Genomic DNA, 1543 nt, shown 5'->3' on the forward strand with positions numbered 1-1543 from the left:
ACGAGCCCGATGCTCCACCCGCCGCATCAGCATCATCGTCCAAGCCATCCACACCCTGCTGACCTGCAGCTATTCAGGATGAAAAAGGCTCACTGTGTGAATCACAGCCGCCCGCGAGACAGTGCCGCGGATCGCTCTTCGTGACCTTGGGGCGCGGCCATCGAGAAGCCGCGCAGTATCGGCGAGCACTGGCCGACCACCGGTACGGACTGAAACATGACAGGAAGACAGGACCGTGCCCAATTCTCTCTGCACGTTCTAGACGACTTGATCTCCGGCCCAACTTCTATTGTCTTCGCCAGTTCGTCCCCTAGCGAGCTCGTGCACGGTAAGCGGTGAGGCGTCGAGCTCCTGATCGTTGATCATGGTCGTGTGGTGGGGAACGCGTCTCGTGCAGCGATCATCAGCGACCGGAGGATCACGGGCCTGTCGGCCGACGTGATCGCTGAACTCGTGTCTGAGCTCGGCCCGTTGTGGCATGAACAGCACCAGGCCAGGCTTGCGTCCAGGCCGCGGAAGCGCGCGATTGGTGCCGGGGCCAAGCACCGGCTCGTCTTCGTCGACCGGCTCCTGGCCGCCCTCGTGCACCTCCGACACGGGGTCACCCATGACGTGCTGGCCTGCTGGTTCGGGGCGGACCGCTCCACCATCACCCGCGCCGTCGGTGAGGTGCGGCCCCTGCTGGCCGAGCGCGGCTGCACCGTCAGTCCCGGAGTGCGGTTGCGGGCCTTGGCAGAGGTCATCGCCCCTCTCGGCGCCCAGCGGGAAGACCGGGATCATCGACGGCACCGAGATCCGGGTCCGCCGGCCGGCCGCCGGGCGCAAGGACCGGGACAGGTTCATCTCCGGCAAGAACAAGCAGAACGCGGTCAAGACCATGGTCGTCACGGACGGGGACGGCCGCGTGCTCTTCTGCAGCCCGACCAGGCCCGGCAGCTGCGCGGACATCACCCACGCCCGCCAGCTTGGGCTGGTCAAGCTCCTGGCCGACGGGCCCGCGGTGGAAATCCTCGCCGACGCCGGCTACCAGGGCCTGGGCGCCCAGACCGGCGGCCGGGTGATCACACCGCCGCACCGCAAGTCCAAGAAGAACGCCCCGGACTGGTACGAGGAGATGTACGAGCGCCAGCGCAAGGCGCACTCATCGAGGCGGATCCGTGTCGAGCACGGCATCGCCCACCTGAAGAACTGGCGGGCCCTGGCCCGCCACCTCGGCCGCCGCGAGCACATGAGCGACACCGTCCAGGCCATCGCCAGCCTGCTCTCACACCAGCAAACCGCGAACCTGATGTCGGAACGGCAGACGTGAACACCGAGCCCTACCGCCATCCTCGACGTCTCACCGCTTACCGTGCACGAGCTCGCTAGTTCCAGCGCAGCTGGACCGGCATGAACACCACCTCGCCGAAGCATTTACAGAGGTCAGAGCTATTCGTCGTCGTCCTCACGGGAGTGTCCAATAGACGGCGGATCCGATGATCAAGGAGACGCCTGATGAGCGAGACCATCACCGAGCACGAGGCTGTGGAGGCGCCGGTCGTCG

Annotated in this window: 1 protein-coding gene and 2 pseudogenes; all 3 read left to right on the forward strand. The window is 66.3% G+C overall.

Translation table 11 applies throughout. The features are described from left to right. Positions 1-82 (forward strand): annotated as a pseudogene (locus ACZ6IM_RS42580) (IS5/IS1182 family transposase); the annotation flags it as partial. Positions 83-453: 371 nt separating this feature from the next. Then, positions 454-639 (forward strand): annotated as a pseudogene (locus ACZ6IM_RS42585) (transposase family protein); the annotation flags it as partial. After that, positions 608-1309, forward strand: a complete 702-nt coding sequence (locus ACZ6IM_RS42590) for a transposase family protein (protein ID WP_319218686.1) — start codon at positions 608-610, stop codon at positions 1307-1309. The pseudogene ACZ6IM_RS42585 and the gene ACZ6IM_RS42590, both read left to right, overlap by 32 nt. Positions 1310-1543 lie beyond the last annotated feature (234 nt).

It is taken from the genome of Streptomyces sp. NPDC042336 (assembly GCF_055581985.1).